The organism is Mycobacterium asiaticum DSM 44297 (assembly GCF_000613245.1).
Classification (GTDB): Bacteria; Actinomycetota; Actinomycetes; order Mycobacteriales; family Mycobacteriaceae; genus Mycobacterium; species Mycobacterium asiaticum.
This window is the reverse complement of the sequence record NZ_HG964937.1, coordinates 817,158-830,386: the sequence shown is the minus strand read 5'-3', so window position 1 is coordinate 830,386 and position 13,229 is coordinate 817,158. Positions and strand designations below refer to the sequence as shown.

11 protein-coding genes and 2 pseudogenes are annotated in these 13,229 nt (G+C 62.7%); 3 read left to right on the top strand and 10 right to left on the bottom strand.

What is annotated here, in order from left to right; translation table 11 throughout:
* Positions 1-96: 96 nt before the first annotated feature.
* Positions 97-861, bottom strand: a complete 765-nt coding sequence (locus BN972_RS14245; RefSeq protein ID WP_036358958.1) for an RsiV family protein — start codon at positions 859-861, stop codon at positions 97-99.
* Positions 862-963: 102 nt separating this feature from the next.
* Between BN972_RS14245 and BN972_RS14240 the strand changes: the two genes are divergently transcribed.
* Complete coding sequence (locus tag BN972_RS14240; RefSeq protein WP_036358955.1) at positions 964-1,896, top strand: DUF389 domain-containing protein; 933 nt, start codon at positions 964-966, stop codon at positions 1,894-1,896.
* A 16-nt stretch (positions 1,897-1,912) separates the two neighbouring features.
* Here BN972_RS14240 and BN972_RS14235 read toward each other — a convergent pair.
* Positions 1,913-4,455 (bottom strand): annotated as a pseudogene (locus tag BN972_RS14235) (ABC transporter).
* 234 nt (positions 4,456-4,689) lie between these two features.
* Positions 4,690-5,229, bottom strand: a pseudogene (locus BN972_RS14230) (type 1 glutamine amidotransferase domain-containing protein); the annotation flags it as partial.
* Positions 5,230-5,397: 168 nt separating this feature from the next.
* On the opposite strand from BN972_RS14230, the gene BN972_RS14225 reads away from it, so the two are divergent.
* Positions 5,398-6,450: a hypothetical protein gene (locus BN972_RS14225; protein WP_036360855.1), complete on the top strand. Its 1,053-nt coding sequence runs from the start codon at positions 5,398-5,400 to the stop codon at positions 6,448-6,450.
* A gap of 78 nt (positions 6,451-6,528) precedes the next feature.
* On the opposite strand, the gene BN972_RS14220 is transcribed toward BN972_RS14225, so the two are convergent.
* From BN972_RS14220 to BN972_RS14205, 4 genes are all read right to left on the bottom strand, one after another.
* The gene (locus tag BN972_RS14220) at positions 6,529-7,566 is read right to left on the bottom strand and encodes a hypothetical protein (RefSeq protein ID WP_036360853.1); all 1,038 of its coding nucleotides are present in this window, start codon (positions 7,564-7,566) and stop codon (positions 6,529-6,531) included.
* Positions 7,567-7,673: 107 nt separating this feature from the next.
* Positions 7,674-8,414: a TylF/MycF/NovP-related O-methyltransferase gene (locus BN972_RS14215; RefSeq protein WP_051545451.1), complete on the bottom strand. Its 741-nt coding sequence runs from the start codon at positions 8,412-8,414 to the stop codon at positions 7,674-7,676.
* Between the two features lie 223 nt (positions 8,415-8,637).
* Positions 8,638-8,988, bottom strand: coding sequence for a hypothetical protein (locus BN972_RS14210; protein ID WP_036358952.1), 351 nt, complete (start codon positions 8,986-8,988; stop codon positions 8,638-8,640).
* A 206-nt stretch (positions 8,989-9,194) separates the two neighbouring features.
* Positions 9,195-9,758, bottom strand: coding sequence for a nuclear transport factor 2 family protein (locus BN972_RS14205; protein ID WP_036358949.1), 564 nt, complete (start codon positions 9,756-9,758; stop codon positions 9,195-9,197).
* Between the two features lie 113 nt (positions 9,759-9,871).
* Between BN972_RS14205 and BN972_RS14200 the strand changes: the two genes are divergently transcribed.
* Positions 9,872-10,516, top strand: a complete 645-nt coding sequence (locus BN972_RS14200; RefSeq protein ID WP_036358946.1) for a TetR/AcrR family transcriptional regulator — start codon at positions 9,872-9,874, stop codon at positions 10,514-10,516.
* 12 nt (positions 10,517-10,528) lie between these two features.
* Here the strand turns inward: BN972_RS14200 and BN972_RS14195 are convergent, their stop codons facing one another.
* From BN972_RS14195 to BN972_RS14185, 3 genes are all read right to left on the bottom strand, one after another.
* Positions 10,529-10,720, bottom strand: a complete 192-nt coding sequence (locus BN972_RS14195; protein WP_315968796.1) for a hypothetical protein — start codon at positions 10,718-10,720, stop codon at positions 10,529-10,531.
* A 182-nt stretch (positions 10,721-10,902) separates the two neighbouring features.
* Positions 10,903-11,766, bottom strand: coding sequence for an SDR family NAD(P)-dependent oxidoreductase (locus BN972_RS14190; protein ID WP_036360849.1), 864 nt, complete (start codon positions 11,764-11,766; stop codon positions 10,903-10,905).
* A gap of 11 nt (positions 11,767-11,777) precedes the next feature.
* Positions 11,778-13,145 (bottom strand): cytochrome P450, encoded by a 1,368-nt coding sequence (locus BN972_RS14185; protein ID WP_036360847.1) that lies wholly within the window; start codon positions 13,143-13,145, stop codon positions 11,778-11,780.
* Positions 13,146-13,229 lie beyond the last annotated feature (84 nt).

Here is a 13,229-nt window from a genome sequence, read left to right as displayed (position 1 = left end):
CACGAGACGGGTCCGGGCGCCTGATGCGGGCCGGTTACCTGTCGAAAGCCATGGCGAACGCAGCGCGTCTTGACGAAGTCGGCCAGGTGTAAGACCTCAAGCAAGCATCGGGTCGATCGCCGACCGCGGCACCAGCACCTGGACCGCGTCCGGCAGCAGCGCGCCCTGGTCGAAGAAGAAGATCACCCCATCGTTGACGACCGCGAAATTCTGGTAGTTGGCGGGGTCATACAGCGCGGTTGCCGAGATCGGCACCGCCGGTGGCGGCGTAGTTGTGGCCGGTTGTCCCGGTTGCGCGGGCGGCGTGGATGGCCCGGCCGCTGGCGGCGGGGCCTGCTGCTTTGACAGTTCGGCTTGGACGATCGGCGCGACGACCTTCAGCGGATCGTCGACCCGCCAGAGCGGCGTGTTTTGTTTGTCGTCAGATTTGGCCGTGTAGAGGATTTCCTTGCGATAGGTCTGGTCCCAGTTGAACGCCTTGAACGTCGTCTGCGGCTGCGCGCCACCGACGTTCCGGTTCACCTTGAATACCACCGTTTGCGTGCCACGCGGTGGGATTGCCGAGTTGTACTCCGTCGGCTTGATCTTCAACTCAGAGTGGGACGCGCCCGACTTGGCCGCGTTGACGAACGAGTCGCGCGTTTGGGAGATGAAGTCGGCGATCGGCTGTTGGTTGGGGTAATCCAGCGGGATGCTGATGTCCACGCTGTAGGCAGGGTCGGAGAGCTGGATCTCGCATGTGCCGCCGGTGCTGCTGCCCTTGAGGTCGGCGCAGTAATCCTTCGGCGCCGCCACCGCCACCGGCACGACAGACGAACCGAAGATGGCCGCGACGACAACGGCAACACTGAACATGCGCATAAGTGAATCCCTCCCTAGCAAACGCGGCAGCCCCCCGCCGTCACGACACTAGCGTGCAGCGACCGCGGAACATAAACCGTCGAAGCCGCTAAGGTGCCGTGAATGCTCCATCTGCGGGTGATCGCTCCAACTGAGTCGACCGACTCGGTGCTCGAAGTCCTTCGCCGCGAGGTGGGGGTGACCCATATCGTCGTCCACCGCGAAGCCGCCCTCGATCCGCGGGGTGACGAGATCACGGCTGACGTCGCGCGCGAAAGCGCCAACGACGTCATCGACGAACTGAAGGCGCTTGGGCTGAAACGGCAGGGAGCGATCACGCTCGATGTCGTCGACACGGTGGTGTCGACCGCGGCATATCGCGCTGAGAAGGAAGCCGAGGGCGACCCCGCCGACGCGGTCATCTGGGACGAGTTGGCCGAAAGAACCCGCGAAGAGTCGGCGCTGAACGCCACCTACCTATCGTTTCTGTCCCTGGCTTGTCTCATCGCGGCGGTCGGGGTCGTCACCGATTCGCCCGTCACAGTTGTTGGCGCAATGGTGGTGGGCCCGGAGTTCGGTCCACTTGCCGCGCTCGCGGTAGCGATCGTGCGACGGCGCGGCTACCTTGCGCGGCGCGCGGCGCTGGCGCTGGTGGTCGGTTTTCCCTTGGCTATGTGCGTCACCGCGATCACCGTGCTGGGCGGTGAAGCTGTTGGTTGGATCAGGCTGAACACCATCCGGCAGCTCCATCAAGTTGACTTCATCTTCCAGGTCGGGCCGCTGTCATTCGTGGTCGCCCTGCTGGCAGGCGCGGCTGGCATGCTGTCGCTGGTTTCGGCGAAGTCTTCTGCGCTGGTCGGCGTTTTCATCTCGGTGACCACGGTCCCCGCCGCGGGGTTCGCGGTGGTCGCCGCGACCGTGGGCGATTGGCAGATCGCGGAGCAGTCTGCGACCCAACTCGGAGTCAACCTGGCGGGCATCGTATTGGCAGGGGTGCTCGTCCTCTGGGTCTATCTCCGAACTGGCTCGCGCCGGCGGCCTCGGCGCCGGGGATAGTTACCGGTCGCCTCTATCACGTCCGAGCCGACGCCAATCGCTTCGCGAGATAGGGCGCCGTCCGGCTGGATTTCGCACGCGCCACTGTTTTCGGCGGGCCCGCCGCAACAACCTGACCGCCGTCGCTGCCGGCGCCCGGTCCCAGGTCGATCACCCAGTCGGCACCCGCAACCATGCGCATGTCGTGTTCGGCCACGACAACGGTGTTGCCCGCGTCGACTAGGCGGTGCAATTGCCCGTCGAGCAGATCCACATCGGCGGGATGCAGCCCGGTAGTCGGCTCGTCAAGGACGTAGAGGGTGTGCCCCCGACGGGGTCGCTGCAGCTCGGAGGCGAGTTTGATCCGTTGCGCCTCGCCGCCGGACAGCTCGGTCGCGGGCTGCCCGAGACGGAGATAGCCCAGTCCCACCTCCTGCAGCGTGGTCAGACTCCGCGCGGCCCCGGCGATGTCGCCAAGAAATTCAGAGGCCTCATCGACCGTCATCGCGAGCACAGCGGCGATCGTTTTGTCCCGATACCGAACCTCGAGCGTCTCGTCAGAGTAGCGCGCACCGCGACAGGCGGGGCAGGTGGCGTATGTGCCTGGCAGGAACAACAATTCGACCGACACGAACCCCTCCCCCTGGCAGGTGGGGCAGCGACCGTCGGCGACGTTGAAGGAAAACCTGCCCGCGGTCCAACCGCGACGACGCGCCTTGGGGGTTGCGGCGAATTCGCGGCGCACGGCGTCGAACAGGCCGGTGTAGGTCGCCAGCGTCGAGCGCGGCGTGCGTCCGATCGGGCGCTGATCCACCGACACCAGCCGATTGATCTCTTCGACCCCTCGGCCACCACACCGATGCTGGCGTCGTGATCCAGGTCGACGATCCCGGCGCCGGTTTCGTCGTCGTCGGATTCGGCCGGCTCGGCTGCGCGTCCGGTGCCGAGATGGTTGTGCACGACATCGCCGAGGACCTTGACCACCAATGTCGACTTGCCCGAACCCGACACTCCGGTGACCGCCGTGTACACACCTAATGGCAGTTCCACGTCGAGCTGGTGCAGGTTGTGAAAGTTGATGCCGCGTAACCGAAGTCGCCCCGTCGGCTGGCGGGGCTGACGCGAAGGCGGCTCGGCTCGATCAAACAGGTAACGGCGGGTGATCGACCCCTCGATGTCGGCGAGACCCGACACCGGCCCGCTGTAGAGGACGTCCCCGCCAAGCTCGCCGGCCCCGGGTCCAACATCGACGATCCAGTCCGCCCGACGCACCACGTCCATGTCGTGCTCGACCACGAATATCGAATTGCCCGCCCGCCGTAGGCGATCCAGCACGTCGAGTAGCGGTTCGGCGTCTGCGGGGTGCAATCCCGCCGACGGCTCGTCAAGCACGTAAAGCACGCCGAACAAGCCGGCCCGAAGTTGCGTGGCCAGCCGCAGCCGCTGCAATTCTCCCGGCGACACCGTCGGGGTGCGGCGACTGAGCGTGAGGTAGCCGAGGCCGAGATCGATGAGTACCTGCAGGCGGGCGACGAGGTCGGCGGCGATCATGGTGGCAACTTCCGTCAGCTCACCGGATTCCGTCGACTCGTAAGCTGGCGCGGCATCGGTCCGGGAAGCAGTCGGGCGCAACATGTCAGCGAGGTCAGCCAACGGCATCGCCGCGTACTCGGCGATGGTGCGCCCGGCGAAAGTCACCTTCAGCGCCTCCGGCCGCAGCCCGGAGCCCTCACACAGCGGGCAGTCGGCGCTGTCGACGAATTGCAGGACGCGGCGACGCATCATGGCGCTGTGTGAGTTGGCCAACGTGTGACGCACATGACGCTCGGCGCTGGAGAACGTGCCGTTGTAGTAATAATCCGCCTGCACCGGGTGTTGGCTCGGATCGATTTCTACAGTCGGCTGCTCATCGGTGAACAAGATCCAGTTGCGTTGCCGCTTGGGGAGTTTCCGCCATGGCTTGTCGATGTCATACCCGAGCGTGATCAGGATGTCGCGCAGGTTCTGCCCCTGCCAGGCCCCCGGCCACGCTGCGACGGCACCTTCGCGGATAGTCAGCGACGGGTCCGGCACAAGTGTCTCTTCGGTCACCCGGTGAATCCGCCCAAGACCGTGACACTCTGGGCACGCACCGACCGCCGTGTTCGGGGAGAAGGCGTCGGAATCCAGTCGTTCCGTGGCGCCGGGCGGATAGGTGCCGGCGCGGGAGAAAAGCATCCTCAACAGGTTCGACAGGGTGGTGACGGTGCCGACCGTCGACCGCGACGTCGCCGAACCCCGGCGCTGCTGCAAGGCGACCGCGGGCGGTAGCCCGGTGATGTCATCGACCTTGGGCGCACCGGCTGGCAATAGCAGCCGACGAGCGTACGGCGCAACCGATTCGAAGTAGCGGCGCTGGGCCTCGGCATAAATGGTTCCGAAGGCCAAAGACGATTTGCCGGACCCGGAGATCCCGGTGAACGCGACCAGCGCATCGCGTGGCGCTACGACGTCGACACCCCGTAGATTGTGGACCCGCGTCCCGAAAACACGCACACACGAGTCGATTTCGTCCGTGCTTCGGTCAGACATCCCTGTCATCGTGTTGAGACGAATACCCCCTCGGCCACGCAAGCATAGGTTGCTTAGCTAGTTCTTGATGGAGACCCGTCTCCGGACGGGCGACGCCAGCGCCGCCGCGGCGGCGCTCATCAGCGCGGCCGCCGAAGGCTTCGGTGACCAGCGCAAGGCCGACACTGCCCAGCCGAGCGGCTTGTCGAGCTGCGGATCCGAGCCGTTATGGTTCGCGACCGTCTGCGATTGATCCGCCGACTCGGCAAAGATGTCCAGGGTCGCAGGCAAGAACGCCCTCATGTCTTGGGGTCCCCGACTCGTGACGAGGTTGCGGTCACGCACGATCTCGCGGTCAAGCCAGGTGGCACCGGCGTTCACCAGGTCGTCACGAATCCCTGGCCATGAAGTAAGGGTCCGCCCATCGAGCAAGCCTGCCGAGGCAAGTACCCACGGCCCGTGACACAACGTGGCGATCGGCTTGCCAGCGCGGTCGAACGCGCGGACAAACTCCCGGGCCGCCACCGACTGCCGCAGTAGGTCGGGGTTGATGAAACCGCCGGGAAGCAGCAGTCCGTCGTAAGCGCCAGGGTCGGCGTCAGTTACGACCTTGTCCACACCGACCCGCGTGGCCGGCATGTGCAGGTTCACTCCCCGTATCCGTCCGTGACGCAGGGAAATGACATCGACCTTCGCGCCGCCAAGTTGCAACGCGCGCATTGGTATCACCAACTCGACCTTCTCGAAGCCATCGGCCGCCAAAGCTGCGATTTTTCGTCCTGAAAGGCGTCGCACGTTGGGCATGAGTTGCTCGCTTCGCTCGTGGCCCAATAGCGAGCCGGATGGTTGATCGATCAGTTCACGCGTACCCACAAGCGACGCGTGCACACATTTCGGATCCAGTAGCGCGGAAGCAAGCCGAACCGGCATTAGGTGACGTTTGGCCGCCTGGAGCTCGGGTAGGCGAGGATGATGCCAGGCGAACCGACATCAATCTTGCTAATCGCCGACCCCGGAGCGCCCACGGCGATCGCCGAACGTCTGTCTGGTTCGCTGGGGACCGCGCTCACGGACCAGGCTGCGGCAGGAGACAAATTCGACGTGAATGTGCGTCGTCACGCCTACCCGATCGACGAACATACCGAAGTCTCGGACGTGGTGGGCACCATCGACCCGGGTGGCGAACCAGAAGACATTGTCATCTACCTGACGGACCTGCCCCGACGTAAGGGGACGGCCCCGGTGATGGCCGACATCAGCGTGTTTGGCCGACTCGGAGTAATTTCCATTCCCTGCGTCGGTGGCGTGTTCATCGATCGCCGGGTCGGGAACCTAGCGCAGACCGTCGTGGCCGAGGTGACGGGCCAATCGGGCGATGGCAATCCGTCAGTAAAGCGGCTGACGCGGACGCAGGACCACGACGTTGTCCGCTACGTCGCGCCGGGAGTTCTGTCACGTCTGCGGCTGCTGTCCGGGATGGTTTACGCGAATCGCCCATGGCGACTAGTCACCGGCATGTCCAAGGTCATGATGGCGGCATTCGCCACGGGCGCAGTAAGCCTTGCGTATCCGACGATGTGGCAGCTATCCGACACAATGGGCCGCTGGCGATTGAGCACGGCAACGATCCTGGCGAGTGCAGCGCTGATCGCCTGGTTGATCATCGAACACAAGTTATGGGAACGCCCGCACTCAGCCGACGAACGTGAACGCGCGGTGTTGTACAACGCTTCTACTGTCGTCACTCTGCTAATCGGTGTCGTGATTTTCCACGCTGCGTTGTTTCTCCTGTTGCTGGTGACAGCCTGGTGGACGCTTCCGCCGCAATTGGTCGCTAAAAACATCGGCCATCCTGTCAACTTCCCAACCTTGTTCTTCATGTCCTGGCTGGTGGCGGCGGTCGCCACGTTGGGCGGTGCCCTGGGATCGGGGATGGAGGATGACGACGCCGTGAAGGCGGCAGCATATGGCATTCGACAGCGGCAGCGATTCGACCAAGCGAACTCACGCACACCCGACAACTGATTCGCCGTCGTTGCTCAGTCCGGCTGCGCGACAACGTTTTCGGACGTGCTAGGCGTTCGCGGTGCGCCGACAGCACACCTACGATTTGTCCATAGCCTTGTCTTCCAATTGCGCGGTCAACCCGAATTTCTCGGCGAGCGCTAGCAAGTCACCGCCGGAGACCACATGGGAAGTGCGTTCATTCCGCGTGGGCACATTTCCTCGCCACGCGAATCTGAATCGCGACCCCACCAGGTCGAGGCAACCGATCGGCACTGGCTGCACACCCGGAACGGATACGACGAGGCCGGTGATCGCGGGGTAGTTATAGGTGCTCCCGTCGCCGCTCGTGACACTGTCGGCCTGAAAGACTGCCGGTGTTGCGGTCGCCTGTGTACGCGGCGCCGAGACAGTGAGCGCATCGCTGCGCGGCTCGATCACGCGAATCGCATCGTCATCCATGTCAAAGATCAGGCTCGGCCGCGAAAGTGATTCCTGAAGCCGTAGGTGCTTTCGAAATGCAAACGACCCCAGCTGCTCGGCCAGATAAGGGTTGGGAAACAGCAAGCAGCGATTCGGTTCCGCCAGGGCAGGCCCACGTACATCCCCTCCACTGAGACCGCCGCCCAGGGCGAGAAGCTCATCGAACTCTGAGGACCACAACCACGCGTCGACGGCCGAAACGGGCGGGGCGTCGAGCCGTGTCGAGGGCGCGATCCGACGGTCTCGTCCGCCGAGAACAAAGCGGTGGGAACCAGAGCCAAGGTGCAGCGCTACGCCCATCGTCGTCCAGGAGCCGAGCTTTGCGTCAACGAATGAAAAGACACCCTGATTGACGGTCAGGGCATCGCTTGTGACTTCTAGGAGAATCTTTCGGCGCGAGCGCCACCACAAGTAGAACAACCAAATCAGGGGACCCAATACGACTACGGCGATCACCACACCCAAGCCCCACCGCATCCATGGACTCAACGACTTCACCATGGTCAAGGCGAAGACGGCCGCAGCCACCACGGTGTAGGCGACGTAGAAGACTCCCTTCCTTTTTCCGGTTGCAAATGCGTTCATTCTGGAAGAGATGGGCGGGGACGATGCCATGAACTGGCGCGACACCGCCGATCGGTCGTTCACGCTCATGCCCAGAAGCATCCCAGCACCGGGCCGCTACCGAGCCCAACATTCGAGGGCCCATCGACTCTCGTGCCCGTGGATAGGGGTGTTCGGGCACCGACAGGCAGTTGATGTCAGGCTATCCGGGCGACCGCTTGTTCAAAATACTGATTATATGCGAGATAAACGGCCCGCTTTCCGGTCGCGTCCAGGAACTCCTGGAATGCCTTAAATTCATGCATTTCGGCTTCCGGGTAATTATAAAACTCATCGAACACGATCACGGTACCCGACACAATATTTTCAGCGAGGTGGTCGAAAACTTCTTTCGTCGAAGAATATATGTCACAATCGACGTGCAGGAAAGCGATGGGGTCAGACTTCAGAACCTCTTCTTTGAAACGCGCAAGCGTGTCACTAAACATGCCCTTTACCAGAGAGACGTTGTGAAGAACGGGTGGCATCCATCCCTCGGCAATCACCTGAAAAGATCCGCGGGGAAAGGTGAGGTCCGTGCGCGTCCAGTCATCCGGAAGCCCCTGGAACGAATCAAATCCCCAGATGCGCTGCTCCGGGTTCAGTGCGGCAATGAAGTTGATGGTCTTTCCCGTACACACACCCATCTCCAGGAAAGCCCCGCGCAGCGTGACGTGATCGGACCCGAATTTGAGCAGTGCCGCATCTGTGTTCAGAGCCTCTGCATTCTTGAAGTAAGTTGTCACGAACGCCCGGGCTGCCGGCGAATCCCGATAATCTTTATCCATCGGATAGAAGTTAAGAACCTGCCGTCCCGTGTGCCATTCTTGGCTCGCGACGGGCATTTTCACTATCTGATCCCAGTCGTATCCCGTGGTATGCGTATGATCCGACGTCATCGACAGTCTCTTTTCGCGTCAACCGAAAATGGTATTCGATGAACTATACGGCATTATGTAGATCCAGTTAGCCGATTTCAGCCGATACCATCTGCGTGACATCGGTTTGTGCATCGGTAGCCCGCGTCACCGATGGTGTGCAGCCGTCGGGCGGCGGTGAGAGGTCCGGGCAGCACAAAATACGTGCAGAAGTAAGGCTGTTCGGAGTCGGTTGATGGCCAACCTACGTATTACGCAGGATCCGTGATGAGGCCGTTGGTTCGGGCGTTCGCCCTAACAGGGCGGAGAGCGCGGATACTACGCCGCAGCCGTTGATTACCGCCCACGCGATGTTGCCAGGCTTGCCCGACCGCGCTGCGGCGATAGCGTGGTTGGTCCCGAACAGCGCGGAGAGGACGGCCAGGCCACGTAGTTGCGCGCGCACGGGGTCGCCAAAGCCTGCGACGATAGCCGTCCCCGCGACCAAAGTACCCAGGTTCCAGATTGCGATCTCGCGCTGCCACCCGGGGTTGCTGCCCCACGCTGTAGTCGCGGCGAATTTTTCCGGAAACGCTCCCTGCACCACCAGCGCCACTGCGGTTCCTGCGAGCCACGCTGTAGTGGCCGAACGAACAGTCGGCAGATACATGGACGCCCCCTCGAAAGCTCGTCACTTGCCCGCGACTCAGAATACAAGCGGCATATTGTCGCTTGCCAAGTGATGGGACCACGGGTGTGCCATGAAGTCCGCAGGAGCACCAATAACCGATCCGAATTGTCAAGTGGTCCAGCGATCGGCGCCTACCACCGCGCTGGCGCCGGGTGATCGATGGTCAGGGGACGTTGGTAGGACAGATCGCTGCGGTCCCGGGTGCCGACCTGGTAACCCTTCTCCGTAAAGAATGAGGACTGGAGCACTCGAGCGTCGGCCAAAAACATGCCCTCCACCGTTGATCGCCGAACCATGATGCGCCACATGCCATCTCGTCGCTCCAAGCGGTCGACGTAGCGGCCGGTGATGAATTGCGCGCTCTTTCCGTCGGGTCCTATCAGTACGACAATGACATAGCTCTCGGCATGTGCAGTGTCTCCGTCGATCTCGCAGGTGTGGGTGGTGATGTTGTGCGTGTGCACGCGAGAGGTCTCCGCATGCGCGCGGTTCGCCCATTCGCCGTAATCAGGACCCGCATTGACGGCGTGGCCGTGCTCGTCGACGCCGTCCCTATGGTATGCCGACGTGATGAGGTCGACGTCGTGACGGTCGCAGCCACGGGCATGGCGGGAGATACAGTCGAGGATCTCTGTGCGATCCATCAGGTAGCGCACGTCCTGCTTAAGAGTGTCTTGCTGGACATACATGGTCATGTGGTCCCGCCTAACGCGTCGGTCAACGTCGACTAGATCGATGCTGGTGGCACTATACGAGTGTACAGCAGGAGTCGGGTGGACAATACGAGTAATCGACAGATCGGAAGGCCATGGCGACATCCTCGCGGCGTGTAGGCGCCGAAACGTCCAAGACGCGGGACGCCCTTCTCGACTGCGTCGAAAAAATGATGCTCGACGAGGGCTATCCCAGCGTCACCTACCGAGCGCTCGCAACGAAGGCGGGTGTCACTCCGAGCCTGGTTCAGTACTACTTTCCCAATCTCGACGACATTTTCGTTGCTGCCATTAGGCGCTACTCCGAGCGCAACTTGAGCTATCTCACCGAGGCACTGGAACGCCGCGCCGATGAGCCCCTGCGTGCGGTATGGGAGTACTCCTGGGAAGAGGCGACGGGAGCATTGATGACCGAGTTCATGGCCCTGGGAAACCACCGCAAGTCCATTCGCACCGAGATCGCCGCGGTGACGGAGAGCGTGCGCAAGATGCAATTGGATGCGCTTGTTGCCAAGTTCGGCAAGAACGCTCGACCAATCGGTGACCTGTCACTTCCAGCGCTGCAGCTCCTTATGTCGGGGCTGCCGAAGTTCCTCAACCTCGAAAAGGGCATCGGCGTGAAGTCAGCGCACGACGAGGTCACCAAAGCGTTCACGCGTTACATTGATGCCGTGGAACCACCCGCCAACCGCCGCAAGCGGAAACCGACCTCGCGCCGGCGCGGTGCAGCTAAGACCTAGGACTGGGGCGTGTCACGCGCCGCAGGACATCCCACGGTAGCCGTAGGCGGGATGCCGCTGACTGATGTCTGCGGTAGGCGCGTCAAACAGCTTCTCGCGCAAGGTTCCCAAACGGTACTCCTTCTGCATAAGGCCCTTGTCCTGAAGTACCGGGACCACATGCTCGAAGAATTCTTCGTAGCTCTCGGGCAGCAACGCGTTCATGACCTGCACCCCGTCGACTCCTGCGCCTCCAGGGACATCGCCGAAACAAACATGAGTTCCGCATGGGCGCTAGCGAATTGCGCCCTCGTCTCGGCTCGGCGGAAAACAACTTGCTATACGTCCGTCAGCTATACGATTGCATAGGGTTGCAGGTTGGGCAGACGCGCGCTCGTCGTCTGCCATCAACGCATGACGTGTGCGCACTGCCGGTGCGGATGGACATCGAACAGGTTCCGGTAGGACGGCGGTTGACGTCCTCCGTCGTCGGTGATGCCGTACCTGACCGCCAGTTCCGCACCGATCAGCGTCTGTCCGCTGACCGTCATCAAGTCCGGGTCGTTGTAGAGGGCCCAAATGACGTGTCCCGTCAGTTCGGGTGTCTCGGCGGATTCGATTATGTGACCGAACTTTTCCGGGTTGCTCGCAATGATCTTTCGTACCCTGTCGGTGAGTAGCGATCCCATCCAGATCGACACGGCCGCGATCCCATACTCACGCAAGTCAAACGCCATGTCGGCGGCCATCTTGTCGGTGCCGGCCTTCGGGACGCCGTAGGCGGGACCAAACGCGTAGTGCACCGCCCCTGAGGATGACGAGAACGCGACCAACCCCTTGCGCTGCGGAAGCATCAACGGCGCAGCATGGACTGTGGCGACGTAGCTGCTGCGCAGCCCCACGTTGAGTGTGTCCAGGACGCTGAGGGGTTCCTCCCAGAACTTGGTACGCCCCATCATCTCGTCACGGATGATGGCGGCATTGTTGACCAGTATGTCGAGCTGGCCCGCCTCCTCGCGGATCCGGTCGAACAACGCCTTGACCTGGTCGTCGTCCCCATGGTCCACGCCCACCGCGATGCCCTGGCCGCCCGCGGCGGTCACCTGGGCGGCTGTCTCGTCGATGCTGCCCTTGGACGGCGGTGCGGCGTCGCCCCGGGTGCGGCCGGTGACATAGACCGTACAGCCGTGGCTGCCAAGCGCGCGGGCGATACCAGCCCCCGCGCCGCGGCTGGCTCCCGTTACCAGGGCAACGGGCTTGTCGTCGGGCATGGATGTGCTCCTCACGGCCATATTTTGGCCGTCTCCTTGTATTCGGTGATGGGACGCGCCAAACCTTGTTCGGTACAGACCTTTTGCAGTCGCTGCACCGTCTCCGCCACACCCGGTCCCGATCTGCGGCCGGGAGTGAACGAAGCGGGTAAGTGACGCATGCCTTGAATCACGCCGATGCTGTCGTAGTGCACGGTCCCCTCCGCCACGCACCGATAGTCCGGCATCCGGTCGAGCACCGCGGTGAGCATGGACTTGAACACGGTGCGGGCCACATTGGAGCCGATACACCGGTGCACACCAAGTCCGAAGCTGAAGTGGCGGTTGCCCTTTCGGTCGAGGACGACGCTGTCGGGATCGCTGAACAGCGCCGGGTCGCGGTTGGCCATCGCCCAGGACAGCCACAGTCGCTCGCCCTCTTGCAGTCTGACGCCGAACATTTCCATGTTTTCGGCGATGGTGCGCGCGTCGCCGGGCGCCGGGGTGAAGTAGCGCAGGAACTCCTCGGTGGCGGGGTTTAGCAGGCTGTCGCGGTCTCGGCTGAGACGCGTGCGCTCCTCGGGGTGCTGCGACAACCACTCCAGTGCGTGCGCGGACAATGCAGTGGTGGTGTCGAAGCCGCCACCGATCAGCAGGTTAAGCATGCCGATCAGCTCGATATCGGGGGGCGGCTCGCCGTCGATGCGAAGCTTGGCTAGGGCGTCGATGATGCCGGGGCGGGGGTGTTCGCGGATCTCGACGAGATTGGCATAAAGGTCGACTCCCATCGCCAGATACAGCTCGCGCGTCCGTGCGGCCTCGGGCGAGTCGGGTTGCGTATAGACCAATGCATGTGCCGGCTCGTTGTAGACCGTCCACTTCTCCAGGGGGATCCCGAGCATCGCCAGTGTGAGCACAGCCGGTACCACGTTGGCCAGGTCGTCAACGAAGTCAATGCGCCCTGTCTCGATACGGTCATCGATACAGGCACGCGTGATCTGGTCGACGAAGGGTTCCCACCGCTTGACTGCCGCCGGCGACAGATACGGATTGAGCACCGTTCGGTAGTACCGGTGCTCTGGGTCGTCCATCTCGAGCATGCCGCCGCGGAAGTTCTCCGATTCGACCGTCAACGGTATGGAGATGCCTTTGTAGCCTCGGCGTTGATGGTGAACGTCGTGATCGTTGGAGAGGTGCGGGCACCGCGCGAGTTCGAAAACTTCGCGACCACCGGCGGCGACCCAGTGCCCGTCGTAGGTGTCGGTCCAGGCAATCGGACACCGCCTGTGCATGTCATGGGTGATTTCCAGGAATCGATCACGATAGTCGCCGGAATGGCGATCGAACGGGTACTGGGGAGCCTCGAACCGATCGACGGGCTTGCTCGACGGGGCACTCACGTCATAGCTCCGGTCGCCCGTCCTGTGCGGCGCGATTCGGAAGCGATCATGGCGCACAAGGTGTCGCCCTGACATCGCGTCGGG

Excerpts from the sequence above, each read along its gene's own strand:
- BN972_RS14190 (WP_036360849.1), bottom strand. The coding sequence starts at position 11,766 with ATGCCCGACGACAAGCCCGTTGCCCTGGTAACGGGAGCCAGCCGCGGC.
- BN972_RS14225 (WP_036360855.1), top strand. The coding sequence starts at position 5,398 with ATGCCAGGCGAACCGACATCAATCTTGCTAATCGCCGACCCCGGAGCG.
- BN972_RS14195 (WP_315968796.1), bottom strand. The coding sequence starts at position 10,720 with ATGAACGCGTTGCTGCCCGAGAGCTACGAAGAATTCTTCGAGCATGTG.
- BN972_RS14215 (WP_051545451.1), bottom strand. The coding sequence starts at position 8,414 with ATGACGTCGGATCATACGCATACCACGGGATACGACTGGGATCAGATA.
- BN972_RS14200 (WP_036358946.1), top strand. The coding sequence starts at position 9,872 with ATGGCGACATCCTCGCGGCGTGTAGGCGCCGAAACGTCCAAGACGCGG.
- BN972_RS14220 (WP_036360853.1), bottom strand. The coding sequence starts at position 7,566 with ATGAGCGTGAACGACCGATCGGCGGTGTCGCGCCAGTTCATGGCATCG.
- BN972_RS14205 (WP_036358949.1), bottom strand. The coding sequence starts at position 9,758 with ATGACCATGTATGTCCAGCAAGACACTCTTAAGCAGGACGTGCGCTAC.
- BN972_RS14245 (WP_036358958.1), bottom strand. The coding sequence starts at position 861 with ATGCGCATGTTCAGTGTTGCCGTTGTCGTCGCGGCCATCTTCGGTTCG.
- BN972_RS14240 (WP_036358955.1), top strand. The coding sequence starts at position 964 with ATGCTCCATCTGCGGGTGATCGCTCCAACTGAGTCGACCGACTCGGTG.